General features: G+C 40.9%; 31 protein-coding genes. 24 read left to right on the forward strand and 7 right to left on the reverse strand.

What is annotated here, in order from left to right:
* Positions 1-140: 140 nt before the first annotated feature.
* Genes H6G59_RS19465 through H6G59_RS19490 form a run of 6 tightly spaced genes read right to left on the reverse strand, consistent with a single transcriptional unit; the run spans position 141 to position 6,610 of the window.
* Positions 141-401: a hypothetical protein gene (locus H6G59_RS19465; protein ID WP_190717344.1), complete on the reverse strand. Its 261-nt coding sequence runs from the start codon at positions 399-401 to the stop codon at positions 141-143.
* Positions 394-2,523, reverse strand: a complete 2,130-nt coding sequence (locus H6G59_RS19470; protein ID WP_190717346.1) for a hypothetical protein — start codon at positions 2,521-2,523, stop codon at positions 394-396. The genes H6G59_RS19465 and H6G59_RS19470 overlap by 8 nt, the downstream gene beginning before the upstream one ends.
* A complete protein-coding gene (locus tag H6G59_RS19475) occupies positions 2,507-2,968 on the reverse strand; it encodes a hypothetical protein (protein ID WP_190717348.1) in 462 nt (153 codons plus the stop codon). Before H6G59_RS19475 ends, H6G59_RS19470 begins: the two co-directional genes overlap by 17 nt.
* A complete protein-coding gene (locus H6G59_RS19480) occupies positions 2,968-5,799 on the reverse strand; it encodes a hypothetical protein (protein ID WP_190717350.1) in 2,832 nt (943 codons plus the stop codon). The genes H6G59_RS19475 and H6G59_RS19480 overlap by 1 nt, the downstream gene beginning before the upstream one ends.
* Positions 5,800-6,261, reverse strand: a complete 462-nt coding sequence (locus H6G59_RS19485) for a hypothetical protein (RefSeq protein ID WP_190717352.1) — start codon at positions 6,259-6,261, stop codon at positions 5,800-5,802.
* Between the two features lie 49 nt (positions 6,262-6,310).
* The gene (locus tag H6G59_RS19490; RefSeq protein WP_190717354.1) at positions 6,311-6,610 is read right to left on the reverse strand and encodes a hypothetical protein; all 300 of its coding nucleotides are present in this window, start codon (positions 6,608-6,610) and stop codon (positions 6,311-6,313) included.
* 140 nt (positions 6,611-6,750) lie between these two features.
* Between H6G59_RS19490 and H6G59_RS19495 the strand changes: the two genes are divergently transcribed.
* The 7 genes from H6G59_RS19495 to H6G59_RS19525 all read left to right on the forward strand — a co-directional run bounded on the left by H6G59_RS19495 (position 6,751) and on the right by H6G59_RS19525 (position 9,941).
* Positions 6,751-7,041, forward strand: a complete 291-nt coding sequence (locus H6G59_RS19495; protein ID WP_190717356.1) for a hypothetical protein — start codon at positions 6,751-6,753, stop codon at positions 7,039-7,041.
* A gap of 154 nt (positions 7,042-7,195) precedes the next feature.
* Positions 7,196-7,633 (forward strand): hypothetical protein, encoded by a 438-nt coding sequence (locus H6G59_RS19500; RefSeq protein WP_422602762.1) that lies wholly within the window; start codon positions 7,196-7,198, stop codon positions 7,631-7,633.
* 17 nt (positions 7,634-7,650) lie between these two features.
* A complete protein-coding gene (locus H6G59_RS19505; protein ID WP_190717358.1) occupies positions 7,651-7,800 on the forward strand; it encodes a hypothetical protein in 150 nt (49 codons plus the stop codon).
* A 49-nt stretch (positions 7,801-7,849) separates the two neighbouring features.
* Positions 7,850-8,065: a hypothetical protein gene (locus H6G59_RS19510; protein WP_190717359.1), complete on the forward strand. Its 216-nt coding sequence runs from the start codon at positions 7,850-7,852 to the stop codon at positions 8,063-8,065.
* Positions 8,058-8,306, forward strand: coding sequence for a hypothetical protein (locus H6G59_RS19515; protein ID WP_190717361.1), 249 nt, complete (start codon positions 8,058-8,060; stop codon positions 8,304-8,306). The genes H6G59_RS19510 and H6G59_RS19515 overlap by 8 nt, the downstream gene beginning before the upstream one ends.
* A gap of 140 nt (positions 8,307-8,446) precedes the next feature.
* The gene (locus tag H6G59_RS19520) at positions 8,447-8,803 is read left to right on the forward strand and encodes a hypothetical protein (protein WP_190717363.1); all 357 of its coding nucleotides are present in this window, start codon (positions 8,447-8,449) and stop codon (positions 8,801-8,803) included.
* Between the two features lie 391 nt (positions 8,804-9,194).
* The gene (locus H6G59_RS19525) at positions 9,195-9,941 is read left to right on the forward strand and encodes a hypothetical protein (RefSeq protein WP_190717365.1); all 747 of its coding nucleotides are present in this window, start codon (positions 9,195-9,197) and stop codon (positions 9,939-9,941) included.
* On the opposite strand, the gene H6G59_RS19530 is transcribed toward H6G59_RS19525, so the two are convergent.
* The gene (locus H6G59_RS19530; protein ID WP_190717367.1) at positions 9,931-10,617 is read right to left on the reverse strand and encodes a helix-turn-helix domain-containing protein; all 687 of its coding nucleotides are present in this window, start codon (positions 10,615-10,617) and stop codon (positions 9,931-9,933) included. The genes H6G59_RS19525 and H6G59_RS19530 overlap by 11 nt on opposite strands.
* 294 nt (positions 10,618-10,911) lie before the next feature.
* Here H6G59_RS19530 and H6G59_RS19535 point away from each other — a divergent pair, with 294 nt between their 5' ends.
* The 17 genes from H6G59_RS19535 to H6G59_RS19615 all read left to right on the forward strand — a co-directional run bounded on the left by H6G59_RS19535 (position 10,912) and on the right by H6G59_RS19615 (position 21,001).
* On the forward strand, positions 10,912-13,089 hold the full coding sequence (locus H6G59_RS19535; protein WP_190717369.1) for a Mu transposase C-terminal domain-containing protein: 2,178 nt from the start codon (positions 10,912-10,914) through the stop codon (positions 13,087-13,089).
* Positions 13,086-13,304 carry a hypothetical protein gene (locus tag H6G59_RS19540; RefSeq protein WP_190717371.1) on the forward strand — a complete coding sequence of 73 codons (219 nt, stop codon included), beginning with the start codon at positions 13,086-13,088 and terminating at the stop codon, positions 13,302-13,304. Before H6G59_RS19535 ends, H6G59_RS19540 begins: the two co-directional genes overlap by 4 nt.
* Complete coding sequence (locus H6G59_RS19545) at positions 13,268-13,546, forward strand: hypothetical protein (RefSeq protein ID WP_190717373.1); 279 nt, start codon at positions 13,268-13,270, stop codon at positions 13,544-13,546. The genes H6G59_RS19540 and H6G59_RS19545 overlap by 37 nt, the downstream gene beginning before the upstream one ends.
* 1 nt (position 13,547) lies before the next feature.
* The gene (locus H6G59_RS19550) at positions 13,548-13,931 is read left to right on the forward strand and encodes a hypothetical protein (protein WP_190717376.1); all 384 of its coding nucleotides are present in this window, start codon (positions 13,548-13,550) and stop codon (positions 13,929-13,931) included.
* Between the two features lie 67 nt (positions 13,932-13,998).
* Positions 13,999-14,214, forward strand: coding sequence for a hypothetical protein (locus tag H6G59_RS19555; protein ID WP_190717379.1), 216 nt, complete (start codon positions 13,999-14,001; stop codon positions 14,212-14,214).
* 352 nt (positions 14,215-14,566) lie between these two features.
* On the forward strand, positions 14,567-15,274 hold the full coding sequence (locus H6G59_RS19560) for an AAA family ATPase (protein ID WP_190717381.1): 708 nt from the start codon (positions 14,567-14,569) through the stop codon (positions 15,272-15,274).
* 2 nt (positions 15,275-15,276) lie between these two features.
* The gene (locus H6G59_RS19565) at positions 15,277-15,537 is read left to right on the forward strand and encodes a hypothetical protein (RefSeq protein ID WP_190717383.1); all 261 of its coding nucleotides are present in this window, start codon (positions 15,277-15,279) and stop codon (positions 15,535-15,537) included.
* Entirely contained in the window at positions 15,524-15,847 is a 324-nt protein-coding gene (locus tag H6G59_RS19570; RefSeq protein WP_190717385.1) for a hypothetical protein, read from the forward strand. The genes H6G59_RS19565 and H6G59_RS19570 overlap by 14 nt, the downstream gene beginning before the upstream one ends.
* Positions 15,848-16,588 carry a hypothetical protein gene (locus H6G59_RS19575; protein WP_190717386.1) on the forward strand — a complete coding sequence of 247 codons (741 nt, stop codon included), beginning with the start codon at positions 15,848-15,850 and terminating at the stop codon, positions 16,586-16,588. It begins immediately after the preceding gene.
* The gene (locus tag H6G59_RS19580) at positions 16,588-17,022 is read left to right on the forward strand and encodes a hypothetical protein (protein WP_190717388.1); all 435 of its coding nucleotides are present in this window, start codon (positions 16,588-16,590) and stop codon (positions 17,020-17,022) included. Before H6G59_RS19575 ends, H6G59_RS19580 begins: the two co-directional genes overlap by 1 nt.
* The gene (locus H6G59_RS19585; protein ID WP_190717390.1) at positions 17,019-17,264 is read left to right on the forward strand and encodes a hypothetical protein; all 246 of its coding nucleotides are present in this window, start codon (positions 17,019-17,021) and stop codon (positions 17,262-17,264) included. The genes H6G59_RS19580 and H6G59_RS19585 overlap by 4 nt, the downstream gene beginning before the upstream one ends.
* Before the next feature lie 130 nt (positions 17,265-17,394).
* Entirely contained in the window at positions 17,395-18,009 is a 615-nt protein-coding gene (locus H6G59_RS19590) for a hypothetical protein (RefSeq protein ID WP_190717392.1), read from the forward strand.
* Positions 17,945-18,328, forward strand: a complete 384-nt coding sequence (locus H6G59_RS27865; protein WP_190717395.1) for a phage protein GemA/Gp16 family protein — start codon at positions 17,945-17,947, stop codon at positions 18,326-18,328. The genes H6G59_RS19590 and H6G59_RS27865 overlap by 65 nt, the downstream gene beginning before the upstream one ends.
* Complete coding sequence (locus H6G59_RS19600; protein WP_190717481.1) at positions 18,229-18,489, forward strand: hypothetical protein; 261 nt, start codon at positions 18,229-18,231, stop codon at positions 18,487-18,489. The genes H6G59_RS27865 and H6G59_RS19600 overlap by 100 nt, the downstream gene beginning before the upstream one ends.
* A 165-nt stretch (positions 18,490-18,654) precedes the next feature.
* On the forward strand, positions 18,655-19,098 hold the full coding sequence (locus H6G59_RS19605) for a hypothetical protein (RefSeq protein ID WP_190717397.1): 444 nt from the start codon (positions 18,655-18,657) through the stop codon (positions 19,096-19,098).
* A 12-nt stretch (positions 19,099-19,110) separates the two neighbouring features.
* The gene (locus tag H6G59_RS19610; protein ID WP_190717399.1) at positions 19,111-19,683 is read left to right on the forward strand and encodes a DUF3486 family protein; all 573 of its coding nucleotides are present in this window, start codon (positions 19,111-19,113) and stop codon (positions 19,681-19,683) included.
* On the forward strand, positions 19,673-21,001 hold the full coding sequence (locus H6G59_RS19615; RefSeq protein WP_190717401.1) for a phage terminase large subunit family protein: 1,329 nt from the start codon (positions 19,673-19,675) through the stop codon (positions 20,999-21,001). The genes H6G59_RS19610 and H6G59_RS19615 overlap by 11 nt, the downstream gene beginning before the upstream one ends.
* Positions 21,002-21,045 lie beyond the last annotated feature (44 nt).

The raw sequence follows: 21,045 nt of genomic DNA on the forward strand, positions 1-21,045 counted from the left end.
AATATCGGGATGAGCCGGGATGAGCCGGGATGAGCCGGGATGAAGGGTTTGGGGCTTTTAGGCAATTTTCTCTAGTGACAGATGGTTTGATAAATGATGTCTCGTTAACGACAAATGATTTGATCAATAATTTGGGAATACTATGAGGGCATCGCTTTTATCTTGGGTATGCTTCCTAGGATAAGTGCTACCTTCTGCCCATTCGCGATCGCACCTGTGGTAATTGACTCGGCTTGATGGATAGTGCCATCAACAGTTTGCACAGAATAATAACCCAAGTCGGCATCGTAGCCAATTACAACGCCTTGACCTTGCCTGGACTTTTGAGATGCAATTATTTTTTGCCCAAAGAGCGATCGGTTAATCCTGGACTGGTTTAACAGAGAGTTCAAATCATTCATAGTAGCTTTGAGATAGAATTCTTGCAGCTTTGGGAATTTTGCGGAGTTTGACCTTTGATACTTTTTTATACTCAACGTCACCACTAGATTTTATTTCCCATTGTGTGACGTAAGCTGTATTTTTGGTTGTGTCAATAAATGTATGGTAAATTTTATTTTCAATAATAGAGACTCTCTCTAATGCCCTTTCTAGTGATTGAGCATATGGATGACGTAAATAACCAGCATTACCAACAGATAAATTATCTTCATCGCCACGAACAGGATAATCTGTGTAGAATAAATCGCTTATAAACCTGTAATGCCATGTAAAAAGTCGAGTTGAAGGTGGTGGTATTTCACCTCCTAATGCTCTTATTGCCTCTTCATTACTTCTATAATTCAAGAAAGAGTTAGTAGGTATAATTTTATTTCCGAATACATTGATTCCAATTGTATTAATAGGTGAAATTGATTCAATAAATGAATAAAAGCTATTATTGTCACTTATTAGTCCCGTAAAATAGAAATATTCTAACTGTGTAACTTTAGTTACATTTAATGTAAGTGTAATTGGTCTTGTTATATTTTCATCAGCGTTAACAGTCGCCTCTTCAAAAGAAAAACCTATATCAAAAAATGCTATAGTTCCTTCTGCTAATATGTATTTTTTTAAAGTAGAATTGTATACGCAATATTTTACTTTAGTGTTTATAAGTGATGATAATATTGCGTTATTTGTATCTTCAAAAGGTTCAACATTATCAATTATTGAATTAATTACTCCTATTACTTCTAAATTTAAAGGTATTGGACGTAATATACTAACAATAGGGTTTATAGTCAACAAACCTACTTCTATATCTGGGTTACTAGAAACTTCAAAAACTCGCCATATTATAGATGTTTGTTGATTTAAATTTATAACGTTGTTTTTATTTTTAAATGTGTATGTAGACGCTTTACCAGAAGGAGCAGATATTTTATCTTGTTGAGTATTGGTGGCAATAATATCAAAGTCAAGTGAGATATTAGATGTTGATTCAAATTCAACATTTACAGTTTCAATTATTTGAGAATTTAATCCTGATAAAAGAATATTATTTGCTTTATACTTAACTGTACTCGTTAAAATTCTAGTAGTTAAAGTATCAGAATAGTCGCTAGATTCAGTTTGTGTTTGTTCAAGTAAAAAATCTCCATCCGTCAACGGACTATTACCCTGTAAAGAGGATTGCTCTTCATTCGTAATACTTATATTTCCTGTGGTCAAATACTCTTCAATTAATGAAGAGTTACTGGATAGATTAAAATCAAAAATAGATTTTAATTCTCCGCTATTATTAATAGCATATTGACTACTATTGCCATTTCCAGTACCCGCTACAAGCGTAGTTCGTATTCCGTCAATATCTGTTTCCGTGCCAGGGAAAGAATATGTGTAATTTATTCCGTTTTCTGCATCGGGATCTATTGTAAAGCCAACATCAGTTATGGTAACTGCTGTACGATGCATTCCAACCCAGGTATTATTTCCTGTGTAAAAAAGACGTTTGGTTAATACTTTGTTTTCTTGATTTGGTTTGTAATTTAATAAATAATCTGTTGTATTTTTATTTATTTGCCGCAAATAATAATTATCTTTAAATGAAGAATTAAAGGTTTTTAATTTATATTTGAGACAACTTTCAGTCTTGAGTTTACCAAGATTAGTAATGAATCCGTTAATTAGCACATCTCCATTATTCAGATCAATGGGTAATGTTGTTATTAAGATAGGTTTACGACGATCACCTCCTACGTAAATTCTATTGTTAATTGCAAAAAGAATAGCTACCGGATATTTTTCCTCCTCTTCTACCTTTTTAACTACAGGCTTTTTAACTTTAGGCATTGCATCAATTGAAGGTATCGACCCTTCACTTAAATCTATGCTATCACCCGCACCAATTGCCCCATTGGTAATACTTTCAGAGTAAAATACTTGTCTTTCGGTATTTCTTATTTTGTATTTCCCTGTATCAGCATCAAATTCTAATGCTGATACGGAATTATCTTTTGGTGAAGCAGAAATTAGCTTTTGATAAAACTTGACTCGATTAATTTCTGCCTGCCTTTTGACGTTATCAAGTTCCTGAGACATAGCCTGCATTCAAAAATACGAATGGAATTATAAACGGTTGCGTTTGCCCTGCGAATATAGTTACTGGCGTATCTTCGGATGCAAATCCCACTAACTTACCAGTTGTATCGCCAATAGTGGAATTGGCATCGGCTAAAAGCACCATTGTTTGAAACTGAAAGGAACCGCTGCTATTTGCCTCAAAATTGACGTTCAAATTAGGAAATTCATATCTTTTATTGGTTGGATTATAAGCACCTGTGGTAAACGCAACTGCTTGTCTGGCATAGCCGTTTACTGCGGGTAATTCCGCCGCAATTACATCAGCTATCTCCATGTCTCTAGAAATTGGCGTTGTGTCGCACAGAATTGTGTAAAACTTGGCGGGATCGGGTGGGGTTTCTCCCAGCGCCATTACCTCTCCAGCGTATTGTACCCACAAATCAAACAGCATTTTAGTTGCCATTACAATAAATAACTCCCTTCTTGCATGATATACGTACCTGAATCTGGGGTAAACACAAGACTATTCCCAGATGTAAAACTTGATAGAAAATCAGTGTAAATTATTCCATCTCCTGATGTAATGAAATATTTAATCGTGTCCACTGGACAAGCTTCAGGAATAACCATAATTGTACCATCGACAAATAAAACAACTTCCCATGCCAGAGGATCAAAATCAAAATTCTTGGTGTAGCCTTCAAACCGAATTGTAAATTTAGTTGTTTCTGCTTTCACAAAGCAGGCATACCATGCCCTGTCGCCTGGATAGATAAATATACCTCTTCCAGGAAAACTTCTAGTTATTGATGCAAAGTTTGTACTGCTATATCCAAAAGTGACGTAGCTATTGCTTCCAATGTAAATATTGGTTCGGTAATTTATCCCATAAAATGGGAAATCAAATCCGATATCTCCTAAATCGATGCTTGAATCATCTTCGTAATCGAAAATAATTTGATCCATTCCAAAGCTGCCGTGAGGCGTAGCATTTGCATTACTAAAATAGGTTTTAATGTAATCAAAGCCCATTCCCAATCCAAACTCAGCAGTAATTGACTCTTTTATAGGTGGAATAGCTTCTGGATTGAAGCCTATTCCTAAGCCAAACTCAGCAATAATTGGATGAATTAATCGTGGATTGAAGCTTATTCCTAAGCCAAACTCAGCAATAATTGGCTCTTTTTCCAACGGGTAGCTGTATGAAGTTGCATCAAATCCTATCCCCAAACCAAACTCCACAACAATTGGCTCTAGATAAGGCTTAATTAAATCTCCTTCGGGCGCAACACCTTCACTGATTTCGGGGTTATTTGTGTAAGTCCCTACCCAGACTCCATCACACGAGAATAAGGCGCGAGAGGCACTCAAACTCCAACTGCACCCATCCGCTAAATAAGCGTGGACTGTGCCATCTGGTTCTTTGCAATTGACCGGATAAAGTGGGTAATAATTGAATAAACAATCTTGCAAGTTTGTTGCTACTTGCTGTCCTTTATCCCTTCCCCTGAGCAGCCTTCCCTCTCGAAGTGCGATCGCCTTAAGTTGCTCTTTGGCTTCTCCCCCATCAGTTTCTATTGATGATACCTCGGTCGAACTTAGAATAGGTTGCAGTTTTCCCGCTAACATATCAACCGTAAATGTGCGTTCCCTGGGTTTGAGGTTGTTGGCACAACCATCACTAAACATCTGTTCCGCCTTAATTTGTTTCGATTCCGTCGTGCATTCTGGGGGTCTTCTTTCTGTGGCGGGGGGCTGTTCTTGCCCGGAATTGCTAGAGCGCCTGACATTATTCTCTGGATTGGGAATCAAATTTAACTTATTACTAATAACCTCTGAACCCTCTTGGTACTTGACCAAATCCTTGTTCACCTTTACGAGTGCTTTTTGAGAGGAAGAGCTATATTCCCAAGTATTCCTATTAATTTGCTTCCATTTTTGAGTAATTTTTTCGGATGGGACTAAAACCTCAGGTGGCAGTCCTGCGTATGCGTCCCAGTTTTCATCAGAGCCATTGAGAATTACTATATTTATTTCTTGGGTATTAGAAATGATTTTCTCAATAATATTTTTATCGGTATAAATAAAATTTTCAATAATTTTTTTAACTAAAACTGGGCTATATATCCCGAAAAATATTGCGTCTGGACGTGCGTCTTTTACTTCGCTTAAATACGTTGCACGAGGTTGATAAATTTCTGTAATTTTATTGATTAATTTACCTTCTTTACCCCCTTCAAATTTTGAAGTTTCAATAGATATTTCTGCGGTTATCAATCCCGATAAAGGCGATAAGACAAAACCGCTTGGTGTCTTATTCCAGAAGGTCTCTGGCACAACTAGCCCGAACGGCCTTTTGGTTGTTGTTGTGACTGTTTTTGCTTTACTAGCAGCATCCCAGTCTTCGATTTTTTGAACCGATTCTATAACAATAGGAAAATCTTCGTAATCCTTGCTCACGGATGATGCTGTACCGATTATTTCTGAATAATCAGAAAGCGTTGCGGGTGTAGGGGTAACTAAAATTTCATCGCCTGCCGCGATAACTTTTTCTACTGGTGCTTCGGCTCCGTCCAGGCGTTTGTAGTAGAGTTCATTTTCACCAACTACGATAGCGACTCCACCCCCACCACCTACTATATTGGCTTGTCTAACACGGAAAACTTCAAATCGGTCAATCCATCCAAAGCAGTTATTGGCGTACAAAATTTTACCCACTGCTTCCAAGTAGCTGCCAGATAAATTTAGAGGGTAATTGTAGCGAGTTGTGGGAAGTGCGCCGGAATCGACAGAGGTAATTCCGGCTTCAGCTAATAACAAAATTGACACCTGTCCGGCAGTTTTGCCTTCTACTGACTTGTTGTCGGCTTTGTCCGGATCAGTTGGTTCCTTGAAATTTAACAGCCCGATTAAATCGCTTAATTCTAAGGTCAACCGTTTAGTTTCGTCGTCATAGGTTGATTTGAGAATTCGCAGCGCGCCTCTAGGATGTCGTTGTAATTCCAAAGATGTATCTGAATAATTGATGATTACTGGCACGCCGCGACAGAAGCGGGTAGGGTTTTTGCGATCGTCTAAACTTTCGTCATAGGTATAAACATATTCCCATTCTTGGGCTGCCTCGTTCCACACCTGTGCATCTGACATTGCTCTGCCAAGTACCATTGTGCCAGAGAAGCTGATCAGCCCGGATTGATCAAGGTGATTATCACTGCCTAAGCAAGATATCAGGCAGTCTGAGAAGTCTTTGCCACCGATGAATACTTGGGTTTTCCGGGCTGATAGGTTGAGCATCTAAATCTCCTGAAGTGTGAAGGAGACTGCATTATGGATGCCTTGCTCATCTATTTCTGGTGATTGAATAATAAAAGTTTGGAATTTGGCGAAATATTTAATTTGATTATTGCTAATTGTAGTTTCGGTGGAGCCTGCTGCAAGCGGCCTGGTTCTAGGAGCGTGTTCAACAAATGAGAGGGTGTTGTCTGTTAGGGTTATGAGTGGCCCGGTTAGATTTCTGCGGTTGTAATCCGATTCCGAGTATATAGCTTGAAGGATATCGGTTTCTTCTAGGTCGAGGCTTGCGTTGATCGACCACAAAAATTTTATGGGAAATATCGGCCCATCTAGAATAGATGAGCCATTTGCTGAATATTCGATTGAGGGTAGTGGGCCAATCCTGCCTCTGGGGAATCTTGGCGAAAGGAATTTGGTGATTTTTAATTCCAAATCGTTAACCGTCAGAATTAATCCGCTCATTTTGAAGTCAAAGATAATGTTTGTTTACGGATTAAATGTTTGTTTGAGGCTACTGTTTGCCACCGTGCTGTGCGATGCCTTTGCCTTCTATTTGCTCGACTTTAGTTTGCAGCCGGGCTATTTGATTTTCTTGGAGTTGCAGCCTTGCGTAGGAAGCATCTAATTTGAGTTCGATTGCTTCACCTTGCTTTGTTAAACTTTTTATATTTTCCTCGGATCTTGTGACCGCAATGCTTGTAGCAGTCACAAGCTGGGCTATGTAAATAATACAGGCAATGGCGAGACTATTTATACCTATGCTTATACTGGAAAGCAGTTTATTTTCTTGGGGCTTGAATTGATCGGTCATTTTTTTTTGCGGGTTTCAGAACTTCTTTATATCTAGCTGAGTTGTGCATTGGCTTTCAGGGTGGTTAGGTGTTCTAAACTAGAATATAGTACAAATGTGCTATAAATGGATTGAGTTAATCTACAAACAGGAATTTAACTATGGTCACTACTTCTGAAGCTTTGGTGCAGCAGGCAGATTTATTGGAAAAGGTTGCTAGTGTGATTCTTGACTTGATCCAGAATGCCAATGCTAATGCACGCGATAGGGCTGAAGCCGAAGCTAAAATTGCTGAGTTCATTGCAGCAGATGAGGCAAATGCTGTGACTGTAGGAACAGGAAATACAAAGCTTCAAGAGTTGCTTAATGTGGCGACTGCTGCTATCTTGCCATCCAGCGAAGACATTGCACCTCCTATTGCGCCTCCTTCTGTTGATGGTGAACTAGGCTAACTATTGGCGATACACTTTTGACCTGTATTCTTTGCCCTCCTAGAGAGGGTATTTTTTTGTCCTAAAGTATACTATTTTAGTACAGACGTATTATTGATATAGTTTGAAATTGTAATTACAGATGCTTGCCCTCTTAATGAGGGCATTTCTATGAATGGATTTATCAAGTAAGAGTATGCTGGAGCAATTTCGGAGTTTGTACCCCACCGGCTGTTTAATTTCTGAGGTTGCTCAGATTTTTAAAACTGAGTTTGTGGTTCGTGTGAGTATAGTTGTTGATGGTGTTACTCGTGCCACAGGGTTGGCAATGGATGTTCAAGTTGCTTTGGCAGAGGATAAAGCTAGGGCTAGGGCATTGGCGGTTGTGGACATACCTAAACCAGTTGCGCCTACTCAGATAGCTAAGGTTGTTGATTTATCTGATTTGATAGCGCTGACTGATGTCCACATGGGGCGGCTTGGGTGGACGGCTGCATATGGTCAAAATCATTTGATGAATATTTATGGAAAGCGTGCGAGAAGACTTTTGTCTCAGGAAGAGCTAGAGCATTTCCTGGAGTTTCTCAAAGCGCAGCCCGATGTTGCTGTGTGAATTAGGATTAACGGGATATGAAGAGAAAGAAGGTTAAATGGGCTGTTTGGTGTCCAGGTGGGAAGAATCACTGGAAAACTTTTTTTGAAAACTGTCATGTAGAGGCTTGGCATAAAGCTAAAAAATTATCTGGCGGGTTGCCTTTTAGACTTTTTCCTGTTGAATAGGTAATTCAGTAGGGCTGAGTAAACAGTTAAGCGTTCATTGTAGGTAGTTATGGAATTAATTTATTTGCTTGGAATTATAGTTGTGTCCGTAAGTCTTTTGATTCGGATGTTGCTATATTGTCTTGGTATTTGGGCTTTATTTCATTTTAAAATTCTGGATGCGATCGCTTTTGTAGCTATTTCAGAATTTATTCGGATTTTGATGAGTTTGATTGTGGATAAAACCAAGGTTAACGAGGATGAAGGATATACGGGAAATGAATGAGTCTAAAGGCTTACTGGAGTCTATTCGCAAGGAACGGGAACGTCTAGCCCAAAATAATCAGGTTCCTGTAGATGATTTACGAATATTGGTATTCACTAGTTTTAGTTGCAATATGATTTCTGAAGGTAGAGCCTGTCAATTGCTTTGTACCAACAGAATTGATTTTAGGCTTGAGTGGCTCCAGTGGCTTGAAAGTCATCCGCATATGGAGAAAATCTCAGATAGCTTGGATATTTACTGATTTCACTTGTAGGAGTGCAGACTTAAGCTTGATCTGATTGTGGTTTATCTGGATTTTAGTAGGTTAAGTGTTTTTGCTGATGATGGTGGTTGTATCGTTGTTTTGGGATTAATTAGTATGTCTGTAATTAATTCCAAGCAATGTTTAGATTTTTGAGTTTTGGACTATGCTCGATTACTGTGTTTGCAGGTTCTGCTGCTGGACAGGTGACCCTTAATCGTGGTTTTGAAAGGGCGCTTCGTGTTGGTGGTTATGATACTGCTATTGGTGATAGTTTGATTTGCTATGCTGAGACTAATACTGCCAGCACTTTTGATTTGAGTCGGTTGTGTGGAATTGTTCCGGCTCGTTCGTCGGGGAATGATGGTTATACGGGTTCTGGTAGTGGTTATTCTGGCGGGGGGTCTGATGGAGTTTGCAACTTCCCTGATGATATTGCTCGTGACGGCAGTCGTTGCGGCGGACGCGCCAGAAGTGAGAAGCCTGGAGGAAGGTAATAGCCGATAATTTTTAGCTAAGTCGGAACTAACTCGGAACTGAAACATGAATCAGTTCCGAGTTCTAGGATACTTGATTAGCAAGGGTTTTAGAACTAAGTCGGAACTAAGTCGGAACTAAGTCGGAACTAAGTCGGAACTAAGTCGGAACTAAGTCGGAACTAGTTCACACTTCCCGAAATCCTTATTCAATAAAGACTTTAGACTTAAGTTTGAACTAAGTTTGAACTAAGTTTGAACTAAGTTTGAACTAAGTTTGAACTAAGTTTGAACTAAGTTTGAACTTGGCTCCTTTGAGCGTAAATACGCTTGGCGTTTAAATTCTAACCGTGTTAATATCTTTACATATTGTGAGTATCCATCCGTAGACATATATAAGTTGATTTTTTCTATGCATCTTGAATCAATTTTTACAGAGCAGGTGGTTAATACCATTACCGCAAAATCTAAATGTGAATATCTAAAACTATGCAATATTTATTTTGAGCAGAGAAAATCGGAATTGTGCTTGGTCATAGATTGCCCCGGCGATGTCATCGATAAAGTTTGGGAATACAAACATAAAATTTTATCTGCGGCTTTCTTGCTTGGATTCAACAAAAAGTTGATACTAAAAAGAGAGGGAAGTATTTATGCTTCTGCTTCTTCTCGATTTAGTATTGAAGAAGTCAAGGAAGGACTTATGCATCTATCAGCAGAAACAATCACTAAAGGATTAGTATTTAATGATTTACTTTTGTTTGTTGCTAATTCCCAGTATCCTACATTCGTTACAGAAGTACCAAGGAATTGGCACTGGGGGCAGCCGCAGCGACTCGTTTTAACAAATTCTCAAGTTACTAATTTTTCGGGTGTAAAGTCAACTAAGCTGCATGGTGAAGATATGACATTACTGTATGATCGCGTCATATTTGAGCGTCAGATGTCCATACTCACGCGTGAATTTGAAAAATCGCCCAAAGAGAATATTGTTAAGGATTACGCATATACTTCATACACCATTGACAAATTCCGACAAAGTTTATGCCGAGATTCAGAGCATGAATATAATGCTGATTTTAAAATGATTTACATAGAGGACTTGGATATGATTGCACGCGTTTGTTGTTGCAAAGATCGACGGCCTGTCAATTCTTAGCTCCATCAAGCTCATCTATCTTAAACCCCTGCCGTTGATTACTGCTGGGGTTTTTTTGTTCTAAGAAAGCCATGATCCATTCACTCTCTGTATGAGCCTCTTCATCTATATCAAGTAGAACCCTGATTTGTCTAAGTTCATCCTCGGTGACATCATTGACTAAGCCTTTTTGAATTTGCATGAATCTGTTGATGGTCATAGACGCAGTTTTGTTTTGCACCATAGACAATAGCTCCGTCTCTATATCTGATTCTGATAAATTATTTTTAGTTATAGTCGATTCTATGATTTCTTGTAAATTCATAATATTTTCCTGAAAAAAATCCTTTGTCGCCACATAGGCAAGTTCAGTCCAGTCGCTGTAAGTAGAATTTTTGTCAATGTAAATTTTGTCTGCAAAGCTCACTGGTTTGTATATCAGTGGTGCAATTGCTTTGAGAATCTTGTCTTCCGGCTTTGTAATTTTGGCATTTATATATTTACTAGCTGTGGATGGAGCTATATCTGCTTGTTTGGCAAATGTTCTTAGTGACCATTTTCTTGCTTTTAAAGTTGCTTGTATTAATATGCTTAACCGCTTTATCCCCTCTGCGGTGTAGTTGAAATGCTTTTCTTCCAAAGGCTCGAACAAGAAGATCTGCGATTTTACTGGATATTCTGTTGCGGTTGTCAGCATTATCACGTGGTGTTTCCTTTGTTCCTGGCTAATTTAACAATAACTCAAAATCGTTTTTCTGTACCTCTTGTACATTTTTTCTTTTGATGCTAGATTACTAAAAACACCGCGAACACCGCGAACACCGCGAACGATGAAGCTAGTAAGACCAGGTATTGACCCAAGTGTCTATGACCAGGTTCGTCTGGGAGCAGCGCTTGAGAAAATTTCGACTCGCAAATTTATTGAGTCGTCAATTTTGGAAAAAGTAGCTAAATCCATTGGTTCCAATCAAGAAAATAAACGAGGGGAACCATGTGGATTGGAACCTCAGAATTAGTCGGACTGCCTGGATTACCAGGATCTAAAAAGGGGCTTATAAAAAAAGCCCAGAAAGAAAACTGGCAATGGCGCGATCGCAATCAGCGAGGTGGAGGGAAGGAATATCATATATCCTCGCTTCCCCCACAAGCCCAGGCGTATCTACTTCAACAGGCAAAACCAGATCAACAGCATTCCCACCCGGAATCTGAGAACGAGGAATTGCTAATTACCCAATCCCCATTACCCATTCAGATGCCAACTGAAACCCTGGTAACGGCGATTATTCCATCTCAGCAAAGAGCAAGCGAAACATCAACCGACGGCAGGATTAATGCCAAAGTTGAAATCTTGCGTGTTCTTGAGCAGTTCTGTGAAGAAAGACAGTTAAAAAAAATCTCCTGTCATCACGTTTTTGCAGACTCCTACAACACCGGAAAGATTCAAGTGTCGGAACAAACCAGAAGGCAGATCCCTTCTGTATCTTTCCCGACCTTGCAGCGGTGGTATAAAGCTCTGCAAGAAGGGAGTGTTCAGTCACTTGGGGGGAAATATGGAAATCGTGCTGGACAGACAAAAATAGACACAAATCCTAAAATCAGGGATTTTGTCTTAGCGATGCTGACACGCTTCCCTCACGCAACCGGAGGGCATATACTTTCGGCTCTCCAAGCACGATTTGAGGATGAAATTTTACCTTCTCAAAGAACTATATCCCGGTGGATAGAAGGTTGGAAAAACGAGAATAAGGAATTATTCACAGCCATATCCAACCCTGATGATTGGAAGAACAAATTCATGACTGCCTTTGGCAGTTATTCCGAGGATGTAGTTCGCCTGAATCAGCGATGGGAAATGGATTCTACCTCGGCTGACATCATGCTCGAAGATGGGCGCTATCACTTGATTAGCTGCATTGATGTCTTTTCGCGCAGGATGAAACTGTTGGTTGTTCCAACTTCTAAAGCTACTGCGATCGCGGTTTTGGTAAGAAAATGCTTGCTGGACTGGGGTGTCCCAGAAGAGGTGAAAACCGACAACGGCAAGGATTATACAGCAAATTACTTAGAACGTGTATTTAGGGATTTAGGTATTAGACAGAAGCTCTGCATACCTTTCCATCCTTGGCAAAAGCCGCACGTTGAAAGAGGCTTCCGAAGCTTTCTCCATGATTTATTAGAGTTGCTCGATGGTTACATTGGACACAATGTAGCTGAACGTCAGGCTTTGAGAGCCAGGATTTCTTTTGCTGACAGGCTAACGACAAAAACTGAAGAGATCAGCATGAAAATGACTGCATCTGAATTTCAAGCTTTTTGTGACACCTGGACTAACCAAATCTATGCCAATAAACCTCATGAGGGGTTGGATGGTAAAACGCCATTTCAAGTTTTTACCGCCTGGCGCAGCAATACTAAGTCCATCGATAATGAACGGATTTTGGATGTTCTCTTGGCTGAAGCACCGGGTGCAAATGGGCTACGGACTGTGCAGAAACGTGGCATTCAACTTGAAGGAACTTTCTTTATTGCTCCTGAGTTGGAAGCCTGGATTGGACAAACTGTGCAAGTCCGGTTTGATCCGCTGGACTTGGGTAAAATCTACGTTTTTGACGGTGATTTTAAGCTTATCTGCATTGCTGAAGATCCAGTCCGAACCGGTATGAATCGGCAAGAGGTTGCAGTTCGGGCTAAACATCTACAACAGAAGCGGATTCACGAAGGTAAGCGGGCGCTGAAGCAAATCGCCAAAAAGGTGAATGTGGCTGAGGCAGTGGAGGATATCCTCCAGGAAGCTGAGGCCAATAACAACGTGGTGGCTTTTCCTGCACCCAAGGAAATTCATACATCTAGAGGCTTGGAATCTGCGGCTGAAGTAGTAGCAGCACTTAAGCCGAAAGAATACGCACCGATGACTGCTGAGGAATTGGCAGAAGCTGACGCGGCTTTGAGTCGAATTGAGCAGCCAGAAGTAGAAATAGTGCGGGATGAAGATCATTTCTGTCGGCTGTGGAAGCAGGTAAATGCTGGGGCATTTATTGCTAACCGTGATTGGCAGTGGATGAAGCATTACGCTACCACCCCAGAAGGCAGGGGCGTACTGCGATTTTTGGATGTTACTGAGATTGATTTCTCCAGCTTTATGAACGAGCGGGAGGCGAAAATTTCGTGACTGACGAGGAAATGCTTAACCTCACTGACGCAGATAGGTGGAATCCTAAACATTTTGGTGAACCACCACCATTTTTACAGGACGGCGATCAACTAACTATCTTTTTTGATCGCAGAGAGGAGCCACCACTACCTGAAGAATTTTTGAATTTAGAGCAATTTAATGAGGCTTGGAAATTATGGATGGAAAAGTTCCCGCACCTAGCAGCGACATAGTAAATGTCTACGATTTGTTGGCCCTTTTGGCTGGTGAAGGGTATTCCAGGGAAACGGCAATTGAACACATAAAAATCTTAATGGAAGTATCCCGCAGCCCTTATATTTCTACGGATTTGAAACGGGCTATCGGTTTTGTTCAAAGCTTTACTTTCAGCCTTTCAAATCTGAGTCCTAACCAGATGACTGAGTTGGTTGATGTTATCGAAAAACAGAGAAAGGCTTTAGCAGAAGGTTTTTGACATGAAGGATTCTGCGCTTGTTTCACTTTGCTGGTTAACCGCCCAAGACAAACACCTAATCGAGTATTTATTGGACAACGAATTTTGGCATCATCAAACTCATTTTTCATCTTACTCGGAAGAAGATCAGCTTTGGTGGTACACCGATATTTGTGAAATTGGAACCTACAAATTAGGAATTTTAGAAGATGAGTGCGAATACGGTGAAGACGATGAAGAGTTATCTGGGTATGTGATTAGCATCATCATCAACGGGGTTGAATTGCTGACTGATGGTACTTTTTCGTGGGGATTAAGACTACGTCAAGTTGAGCTAGAAGTCAAAGAATTTCTTCGGACTTATGAGCTTGAAAGTTCATTTCACAAGCAATTGTCTTTTTGTTAATAGCATTCCCTGAAGTAGGAGTACAAGCCTTTCTAGGGATGAGTAGGGTAATAAATTTGGAGGCAAAATGTCAGATCCTCGTTTAGTGAAATACGTGATTTTCGACAAGGTAAAACGTCTTTACCTGTCTAGAAATGGGATTGGTTTTGGATGGTCATTCCATCGAGTTAATGCGGCTCGCTTGAATTCTGAACAGGCAGTATTTTGGACAAATCAACTCATCCAAATCAATCAACGCAGAGGATTTGTAGTACAGGAGGTAGGTAATGCTAGAGCAGTCTAGCCCCACACCTGAACAACGGGAAGAGTACGTCAGGCGATACCGGGAATTGGCGCAGGGCTATCACTACGATTACTCAAATTCCAGGCTTGAGGAGTTGGTTAAGTCTCCGAATTGGAGCGACATCCAGAAACTACTAACTCCATCAGCTAGAAAAGCCTGTAAAAGCTATTTCCGTTATATAGGCGATCGCAGCTTTGGCTGTCTCGATATGGAGATAAAGACTTGGGAGGCACTGGTAGAGAGCATCCAAGTAGCACAGAAGAAGCTCTCTAAGTGCAAAAAGTAAAAGTTTTGGTAGTTGAGATTGCTCTCTCAACTACCAACGAAACAAAACTCTCTAGGATTGTACACGATGAAAAATCAATTAGCAAAAGTCAAGAATATCCGCAAGCTGTCACAGGCGTATGAATCGCTGGCGCAACGAGATATCAACATTCCCCGAATGGGTTTAATTAGCGGTTTCTCAGGGGCTGGGAAGAGTCAAGCCATTGGTTGGCTTATTTCTCAGGTTGATGGGGTTCTGGTACGAGCCAACGCTTGCTGGACTGTGAGTTCAATGCTGGCGGCGATTGTGGTTGAGATAGGCACTACTCCTGTCAGTCGGAATGCGCTGATGCTGAAGCAGATTGTAGATAGCCTCGCAGCCAGTCGCAGACCTTTAATTATTGACGAGTGCGATTATCTGCTACGTGATCCGCGTATGGTGGAAACCCTGCGAGACATTCATGATTTAGCGGGTGTGCCGGTGATCATGGTGGGCATGGAGGGCATAGAGAAAAAATTGGCCCACCGCAAGCAATTATCACGCCGAATCTCACAATTTATTGAGTTTGCACCTTTGGATTTGGAAGATGCTGAAACTCTGGCGGAAACAGTATGTGAAGTGGCTGTAGCGCCGGATTTGCTACAAAAAATCCACAAGGATGCTAGGGGCAGCATTGGACTGATGATCGTGGGTTTAGCTCAGGTTGAAGCACTAGCCAAGACTCAACAGTGGAACGTGATTAATTGCCAGCAGTGGGGCAATCGCAAATTATTTTTATCGGCAAAGGTGGGGTAATTATGATGCCAGCGATTTTGCGTAGGTACGAAATCAGCTTGATTGATGCAATTGATGCATTAATTACAAAATTAATGACTTGGGAAGATGGGCAATTTTCAGCTTCTGAGGTGAGTTTGAGCCGTAGAGAAGCTCAGGAGATTGCAGCTTGGGTAATTAATAGTGCAGCAGATCCCTTTGGATTTTGTGGTGCGAGTTTGAATGGGGATAGATTGCTAGAGCTTCTGCGAAATATTCGGGAGGAAGGCAATGATTCAGTTTGAACAAATGTGGTCAAAAATTCGGAGACTTGAGGTTTTCTGTTTGCACGAATTAGCTGAGTTTTGTGATTTTGAGGTTTCAATTCCGCTACTGGCAGCTTATATTTTGGCTCTAACAGAGAGCGGGTATCTGGTGGAGTTGTCGGGGAAACGAACCCATAGGCGATATCGGTTAGTACGGGATTTGGGACAATTTGCACCGATATTGCGTGAATCAGTTCCTATTCGAGTAATGGGGCGATTAGTTCAGGTTCAGTACGCGATGTACGACCCCAATGAAGATTTTTATTTTCCACTTATTAAGGAGGATTAAATGGTGGAATTGGAAGATTGGAAGGAAGTTTTATTGCAGGAAGTTAGTAGATCTAATCAATATCATGTTGCGATGAAGCTGGGGGTTTCACCTGCAATGATATCTAAAGTGATTCAAGGTAATTACAATACGCAAGCCAGTAAATTACCTTTGTTGGTCAAGTCTCGCTTGAAGCCTCAAACTATGAGCCATGAAGAATCAGAATGGCTAGAAAGGCTAAAATACATTTGCTCGATTTACCGAGTTCGAGATGTTGCAAAAATCTTAGATTTCTCGGCTTCTTACCTGTATATGGTTACCGCAGATAAGATAAAAACAAATTCGTATAATCTCAAGATTGAGGTTATGGCGAAGTTGTATGACGATGAAATCTTGAAAAACTTAAAGCTTCGGCCAAAAGCTGTTAAAAAAAAATCAGCAATTAAGGTAACTGAGGATTTAACTGTTGCAGTAGCTGATGCTATCTATTGCAATGGGATAGCTTCTTACGATGACTTAATTGAAAAGTTTCCGCGACATGGCTTGAGTCGAAGTTTAAGCATCCTTGAAAAGATGGGGGCTATTAATGTTATTAAGCCATCTTTAATAGGGCGCGGTAAAGGGACGCTTCCGAGAAGTAAGTACGGCATCGCTTGCAAGTGTTCGGCTCCGGGGAATACCGATAGATGCGCTGAATGCCCTCTGGGGAAGATGATTATATCTGTATGTGGCTTGGACGATGATGGAGAGGAGTTTGACTGATGCTTGCTGAAACTCCTGCTTTATGTTTTCAGGAATTGCGTAATCATTGCCATCAATATTTTCGGTATCTACCCTATCTAAATTTGGAGCATTTTAATAATCCAGATGTAGGCTGGCTGCATGAAGTTTTTGGCGATATTTGTCGGAGACTTGATGGCAATGAAGCTAATTTCTTGGGTATTGATTTAATGAATGCTTTTTACTCAGTAGTTTATGAGCTTGAGTTTAAGCAGATTTTTCATCCTAACTCTTTAGTCGTTCACAAGTCTGAAGTTTTTAAGAAATCGCCAAAATTATCACGAATTGTGAGATTTTCTCACGATTATCCAAGTGTTGTTGTTCGCAATTACAACGGGTCATTTTTGCTTGGAGAACCATGTCTCAAAACGCTTACAAATTACAACTTAGTGCTTTTAAAGGACACCTTAGCATGACTAATCATGACAAAAGTATGGGCGCATATCATGAAAGCAAGATTTTTCAAATCTATCTTGCAGGATTATCTGAAGCGCAACTGAAGACAGTAGCTCATGAATTATTTGTGAAGTTGCAAAATGAGCGCGCGCTAAATAATTCCCTGAAGCAAGAATGCAACTATTTAGCAATTCAAAATGCTCGGTTAAATAGCGTTTGCATCTCTCACGTGCAAGGTTCGTTGATGGATTTCAAGCTTTAGTTTCCGCCTGATGAGTCTGTCTGACCCGCAGACGAAATAGGGGCTTAATGCCCCTATCGCGGATTGGGTCTAACAATCCGTCACACACAATCAATGGGGGCTATGCCCCCTTTCCTAGTATGGAGGAAGAATGATCACACCAGAGAAAGTGCTGTTGGCACTTCAAGAAAATCAAGGCGCAAACAACGGATTGCGGGCTAAGGATTTAGTTGAACTACTTACCGGGTATGCCGCTAAACCATCCGACGAACGATATTTGCGTCAAGTGGTTTCGGCACTGCGTATACAGGGATTTCCAATTCTGGCTACTCCTGAACGTGGATATTACTGGCCAACTGATGTTAATGAGATTGAGCTTGCCTGCCTTTGGTTACGCAAACGGGCGATGACTCATTTGTGGATGGTTTCCAAGCTCAAACGGTTTGGTATCCCCATGCTTACGGGACAAATGACTTTGCCTATTCCTATCGTGATTCCGGCGATTCCTCAAATGGAACAGCCAAATGAGGAGGAGGTTAAGGAGCAGGTGAAAGCTATTTTCATGGTAGTGCCTAACGATGTTTATGAGGCGGTTCAAGACGTTTGCCAAAAACTTGGGAAAACTGATGAGGAAATAGCTTCTACGGCTTTAGCTGTTTATGTCAGTGGTCTTCAAGCGGTGCTAAAGGATATGGAGGAGCATGAATACAGCGGTAGAGAAGCGGAAAAAGTTACTGGCACAGATTCATATACTGAAGAAGGATAAGGAAATTGATGATGCAACCTATAGGTTCTTGTTGCAGGAGTATTTCCGGGTTGATTCTGCCAAAGATTTATCTGAGACGGATTTAGAAAAGTTTGTCTCTGTTTTGAAGATTTTCAGGAGGGCGAAAAGCAAAGGTCAAAACGATTTGATCTTATCTCTCTGGAGGCAATTGTTTGAACAAGCAAAGGTAGGTAGTCAAAATCCCCAATCACTAAACCGATGGATAAGAAGACAAACTGGGGTGGAGCGCTTGGAGTGGTTGAACGTCAGCCAGAAAGCCAAGCTGATCGAGGCGTTGAATGCTTGGTTGACGAGATAGCTCAAGTCAGATTCAAGCTAGGGCAACGGGCAACCTGGAAGGATGCGCCTTGGTGGTGGAACCCTTTAGGTGAGGAGATTTATGAAATTGGTGATGGATATGTGCGGCTTAATTATGGAGGTAGAAAAATCCCTTTTTGTGATCTGATTTTGTATAAATAGCTGAAATTGGCTCCACTAATAAACTGGGGCTTTTTTTATGAGTGGCTTGACAGATGGTTTGATAAATTACGCTCCGCGAATCCACTATTTAGTAAATATGTACTAATCAGGGTGAAAATTCCTGATTTTAATCGTTATTTTAAAATTACAGATTGGTTATGAAAAGTGATATCAGCAGAGCTTAATGAATACATCCCGCTTTTGCAGTCAGACGATATAGAAGGCTGTAAAAGCCGTATATTGAAAGAGATTTGCCGTGAAATCAGTATTTCCTGCGTAATTGGATTGATAGAAATAGCCAATCTAAAGCGTGATAGCGGGATTGCAATTTCCGATGGAGCGGTTGACATATATGTTCCACAAAATCCCGCGCCAAGCCATTTGATATCTAAGTATTGCGGCTTAAGGGCGATGCAAAAGCTGTGTGATTTATACGCAGGGCTATATATCCGAGTTTATTCAGTACGCTCGGCGCTAATTCGTTGTCGAAATAGGTATATTAGAAAATTTTGTGTTGAGAATCCAAATAGCATTCATCAAGTGGCTGAAACATTTGGTTTAGACACATATTGGATTCAAAAAAAAATTCTGTTGACCAATAACCAATAACCAATAACTTATATGGCTAAACCTTCGCTTGTAAGTCAACTTCCACAAGATATTCAGAAAGAGCTAGATACAAAACTTATAACCAATGGCTTTTCCGACTACCTTGGATTAGCGGAATGGCTTGCTGACAAGGGATTTACTATTTCCCCGTCTTCGATTCATCGGTACGGAAAAGATTTCAAAAGCAAGGTTGACAATATTAAGTTATTGACATCGCAGGCTAAGGTAATTGTTGAGAATGCCGGGGATGAGGATAATGCCGTAGGTGAGGCTCTATCAACTTTGGCGCAAAGTAAATTATTTGAGTTGTTATTAAAAATAGATTTAGATTCTCAGTTAGAAGATGATAGCGATGAGCAAAATAGGAGCCAGGATAAGAAAAAATTAGAATTCCTGAACTTGGTCAAGGCTGTCTCGCAACTCAACCGCAGTAGCGTTTCTTTAAAGAAATTCCGTGATGAAATGCGTGAAAAAGCTAAAAAGGCTCTAGCAATTATCAAGAATGAAGTTAGGAATAAGGGTGGGATTTCTGACCAAACAATCCATGACGTAGAAGTAATTTTGGGCATTGCTGATGGAAGCTAAAAAAGATTATTTTTTGCCCTACCAAGTCCGTTGGATTCAGGATCAGTCACGGTTAAAAATATATGAGAAAACCCGGCGTGGGGGGATGACTTACACTCAATCCTATGAAGATGTCAAGGATGCGGCTAAAGCCGATGATCCGATGGATGTATGGTTTTCGTCGGCTGATATGTCTGCTGCACGTGAATACATTCGATATTGTGAGCAGTGGACGCGGGTATTTAAAGTTGCTGCTGAGTCCCTGGGTGAAATTGTTATTGACCGAGAGGACGATATCAAGGCGTTTGTAATCGAATTTGCCAGCGGGAAACGGATTCATGCTTTAAGTAGCAATCCTACTGGGTTTCGCTCTAAGGGTGGGAAGGTGGTGCTAGATGAATTTGCAAAGCATCAACAACAGGATGAACTTTGGAAAGCTGCACAGCCCTCGATAACTTGGGGGTTCCCTATGCGAGTGATTTCCACTTACAACGGTAAGAACAATCGATATTACCGAATGGTCGAGGATGCCAAGAAGGGCAACAAATGGAGTTTACACAGTACAAATATCATCCAGGCTGTTGATCAGGGATTGGCTGATAAAATTCTCAAGCGGAAATTAACCCCAGAGGAAAGGCAGGAATGGCTAGATGAACTGAGAGAGATTGCTGGGGATGAGGAAACTTGGCAGCAGGAATATATGTGCAATCCTGTTGATGAGGCTACTGCCTGGTTAACTTGGGATTTGATTGAGGGCTGTGTTGATAAGTCTGCGGGTATTCCCGGTAATTATCAGGGCGGTTTGTGCTACGTGGGTATGGATATTGCCCGTCGTCGTAATTTAACCGTGATTTGGGTGAATGAGGCGCTGGGGGATGTGTTGTGGTGTCGTGAGGTAATTTCTCTCAAGAATGCGACTTTTAAGGAGCAGGACGCGAAATTAGATGAGGTGATGCGGCGTTATAAGGTGGCGAAGCTTTGTATTGATCAAGGTGGAATGGGTGAGCGGAGTGCGGAAGAATATATAGATTTATACGGTCGTTACCGTACTGAGGGGATTATTTTTTCTGCTCCTATTAAGCAAGATTTGGCGGTGACTGGGAAGCAGAAGTTTGAGGATAGGTTGGTGAGGATTCCTGATGATAAGGCGGTTAAGGACGCTCATCATGCTGTTAGGAAGTTCACGACAGTTGCAGGTAATGCGCGGTTTGATGCTGATGATAGTGCTGAAGTGGGTCACGCTGATGAATTTTGGGCGCATATGCTGGCAATTCATGGGGCGATAGGGAATAAGAATTCTATGCCTGCTCAGGCTTCTGAGGAGTTTGATTGTTGGTAGTCTGAATCAGGATTTTCAGGATTTAAGGATTAAAATGATGCGTG

The organism is Anabaena lutea FACHB-196 (genome assembly GCF_014698305.1).
Taxonomy (GTDB): domain Bacteria; phylum Cyanobacteriota; class Cyanobacteriia; order Cyanobacteriales; family Nostocaceae; genus Anabaena; species Anabaena lutea.

Excerpts from the sequence above, each read along its gene's own strand:
- H6G59_RS19465 (WP_190717344.1), bottom strand. The coding sequence starts at position 401 with ATGAATGATTTGAACTCTCTGTTAAACCAGTCCAGGATTAACCGATCG.
- H6G59_RS19470 (WP_190717346.1), bottom strand. The coding sequence starts at position 2,523 with ATGTCTCAGGAACTTGATAACGTCAAAAGGCAGGCAGAAATTAATCGA.
- H6G59_RS19475 (WP_190717348.1), bottom strand. The coding sequence starts at position 2,968 with ATGGCAACTAAAATGCTGTTTGATTTGTGGGTACAATACGCTGGAGAG.
- H6G59_RS19480 (WP_190717350.1), bottom strand. The coding sequence starts at position 5,799 with ATGCTCAACCTATCAGCCCGGAAAACCCAAGTATTCATCGGTGGCAAA.
- H6G59_RS19485 (WP_190717352.1), bottom strand. The coding sequence starts at position 6,261 with ATGAGCGGATTAATTCTGACGGTTAACGATTTGGAATTAAAAATCACC.
- H6G59_RS19490 (WP_190717354.1), bottom strand. The coding sequence starts at position 6,610 with ATGACCGATCAATTCAAGCCCCAAGAAAATAAACTGCTTTCCAGTATA.
- H6G59_RS19495 (WP_190717356.1), top strand. The coding sequence starts at position 6,751 with ATGGTCACTACTTCTGAAGCTTTGGTGCAGCAGGCAGATTTATTGGAA.
- H6G59_RS19500 (WP_422602762.1), top strand. The coding sequence starts at position 7,196 with ATGGATTTATCAAGTAAGAGTATGCTGGAGCAATTTCGGAGTTTGTAC.
- H6G59_RS19505 (WP_190717358.1), top strand. The coding sequence starts at position 7,651 with ATGAAGAGAAAGAAGGTTAAATGGGCTGTTTGGTGTCCAGGTGGGAAG.
- H6G59_RS19510 (WP_190717359.1), top strand. The coding sequence starts at position 7,850 with ATGGAATTAATTTATTTGCTTGGAATTATAGTTGTGTCCGTAAGTCTT.
- H6G59_RS19515 (WP_190717361.1), top strand. The coding sequence starts at position 8,058 with ATGAATGAGTCTAAAGGCTTACTGGAGTCTATTCGCAAGGAACGGGAA.
- H6G59_RS19520 (WP_190717363.1), top strand. The coding sequence starts at position 8,447 with ATGTTTAGATTTTTGAGTTTTGGACTATGCTCGATTACTGTGTTTGCA.
- H6G59_RS19525 (WP_190717365.1), top strand. The coding sequence starts at position 9,195 with ATGCATCTTGAATCAATTTTTACAGAGCAGGTGGTTAATACCATTACC.
- H6G59_RS19530 (WP_190717367.1), bottom strand. The coding sequence starts at position 10,617 with ATGCTGACAACCGCAACAGAATATCCAGTAAAATCGCAGATCTTCTTG.
- H6G59_RS19535 (WP_190717369.1), top strand. The coding sequence starts at position 10,912 with ATGTGGATTGGAACCTCAGAATTAGTCGGACTGCCTGGATTACCAGGA.
- H6G59_RS19545 (WP_190717373.1), top strand. The coding sequence starts at position 13,268 with ATGGATGGAAAAGTTCCCGCACCTAGCAGCGACATAGTAAATGTCTAC.
- H6G59_RS19550 (WP_190717376.1), top strand. The coding sequence starts at position 13,548 with ATGAAGGATTCTGCGCTTGTTTCACTTTGCTGGTTAACCGCCCAAGAC.
- H6G59_RS19555 (WP_190717379.1), top strand. The coding sequence starts at position 13,999 with ATGTCAGATCCTCGTTTAGTGAAATACGTGATTTTCGACAAGGTAAAA.
- H6G59_RS19560 (WP_190717381.1), top strand. The coding sequence starts at position 14,567 with ATGAAAAATCAATTAGCAAAAGTCAAGAATATCCGCAAGCTGTCACAG.
- H6G59_RS19565 (WP_190717383.1), top strand. The coding sequence starts at position 15,277 with ATGATGCCAGCGATTTTGCGTAGGTACGAAATCAGCTTGATTGATGCA.
- H6G59_RS19570 (WP_190717385.1), top strand. The coding sequence starts at position 15,524 with ATGATTCAGTTTGAACAAATGTGGTCAAAAATTCGGAGACTTGAGGTT.
- H6G59_RS19575 (WP_190717386.1), top strand. The coding sequence starts at position 15,848 with ATGGTGGAATTGGAAGATTGGAAGGAAGTTTTATTGCAGGAAGTTAGT.
- H6G59_RS19580 (WP_190717388.1), top strand. The coding sequence starts at position 16,588 with ATGCTTGCTGAAACTCCTGCTTTATGTTTTCAGGAATTGCGTAATCAT.
- H6G59_RS19585 (WP_190717390.1), top strand. The coding sequence starts at position 17,019 with ATGACTAATCATGACAAAAGTATGGGCGCATATCATGAAAGCAAGATT.
- H6G59_RS19590 (WP_190717392.1), top strand. The coding sequence starts at position 17,395 with ATGATCACACCAGAGAAAGTGCTGTTGGCACTTCAAGAAAATCAAGGC.
- H6G59_RS27865 (WP_190717395.1), top strand. The coding sequence starts at position 17,945 with ATGAATACAGCGGTAGAGAAGCGGAAAAAGTTACTGGCACAGATTCAT.
- H6G59_RS19600 (WP_190717481.1), top strand. The coding sequence starts at position 18,229 with ATGGATAAGAAGACAAACTGGGGTGGAGCGCTTGGAGTGGTTGAACGT.
- H6G59_RS19610 (WP_190717399.1), top strand. The coding sequence starts at position 19,111 with ATGGCTAAACCTTCGCTTGTAAGTCAACTTCCACAAGATATTCAGAAA.
- H6G59_RS19615 (WP_190717401.1), top strand. The coding sequence starts at position 19,673 with ATGGAAGCTAAAAAAGATTATTTTTTGCCCTACCAAGTCCGTTGGATT.